At 46.7% G+C, this 1,274-nt stretch carries 2 protein-coding genes and 1 pseudogene; all 3 read left to right on the top strand.

Annotated features, from left to right (window positions below):
• The coding region (locus DVK07_RS19270; protein WP_121598491.1) for a hypothetical protein at positions 1-348 on the top strand (348 nt) is incomplete at its 5' end.
• Complete coding sequence (locus DVK07_RS19275) at positions 348-797, top strand: hypothetical protein (protein ID WP_199719631.1); 450 nt, start codon at positions 348-350, stop codon at positions 795-797. The genes DVK07_RS19270 and DVK07_RS19275, both read left to right, overlap by 1 nt.
• Positions 798-799: 2 nt before the next feature.
• Positions 800-1,274: pseudogene (locus tag DVK07_RS22430) on the top strand (hypothetical protein); the annotation flags it as partial.

Consider the following 1,274-nt stretch of genomic DNA (forward strand, 5'->3'; position numbering starts at 1 on the left):
ATGGATATGTCGCTCTCAGAATTCCTTCAGGCGATGACTGAAGCTGGTCTGAAGAAATTCGAAGTTGATGTAGAAACGGACGAATCGCTGAGTGAGGTACGTCGCCAGCGGAACGATCTGAAGAGAGAATTAGACCGAACACGTGATCGTGTGAGTGAATTGGAAGAACAGCTCCAGTCCACTGAACGTGCGGAGATCAAGTCCTTCGTCGAGAACAATCCAGGGGTAAATCTTCAGGAGATCGCCCAACGTGTGGTCGAAACAGGAGCAGATCGTGCTGTTGAGCAGGTCAACCATATGGTGATGACTGGTGAACTACAGTACGAGGATGGAGAATTTTACATCTGATGCCGAAATCAGAGGACCCACATCAACGGATTGGCGTCTACAAAACCGTTGAGCAGGTTCCGGACTACGCTCGGTTGTCTCACTATACAGCGTCATATTCTGGGCGTGACGTGTGGTCCGAGTACTACAATGCTGAGCTCTCTGATGCTGCTGAAACTGTAGAATATGAGGCCGGTCTTGTTGAAGAATCTTGGAAAGGTCATATGGATGAGTGCGGTCGACATCATGCTCTTGCAAAACCGGCTGATGTCGAAGCCTGGTTCACAAAATTGGTTGACCGAATGCAGTACAAACGGGCATATAATCCGTACTGGGTTCGGTTAGAAGAGTTCTATGACTACCTAGTATGGCATACAGATCACCCCCATACATATCATCCAGCTCGAATGGCCGCTGGGCAAGGCGGTGTAACAAACGAAATTTGGTGTTTCAAAATCAGAGAACGATGACTATGAGTGAGGACGATACGACACTCCAAGAGCAGCGGGAACGAATCGGGGACATCTTTGGTCGAGATCTGGATCCCCTGAAGAAATACGAAGACGATTTTGAACGTATGAAAGCTGAAGGTATAGATCCGTTTGAGGTATTCCTTGAAGATATAATCCGGAACAGCTCTAAATCGGATAGTACTATCGGGGAATATGAGAGAGCTATTCGACATTTCAAGGAATTTTCAGAGAACAGAGGGCGGCATCCCGCGTGTGTGAGTGATTCTTTGGTTGTCAAGGTTGCTGAGTATGAGGATTATGAGCGAGACAATGGAAAGGGAACCATCAAAACAAAGCTAAGATGTGTCAATAAGGCATATGAGTATATCCAGAACGAGAATGGGTTTCCACACGAAGAATATAACCCGATTACAACTGCTTGGGCAAAGATCTCTTGGCCTGATGAAGAGGATATAGATTACCCGAAAGTAACCG

The sequence above is a fragment of the Halorubrum sp. Atlit-26R genome (assembly GCF_003666015.1).
Taxonomy (GTDB): domain Archaea; phylum Halobacteriota; class Halobacteria; order Halobacteriales; family Haloferacaceae; genus Halorubrum.

Coding starts and splice junctions, on each gene's coding strand:
- DVK07_RS19275 (WP_199719631.1), top strand. CDS start 348: ATGCCGAAATCAGAGGACCCACATCAACGGATTGGCGTCTACAAAACC.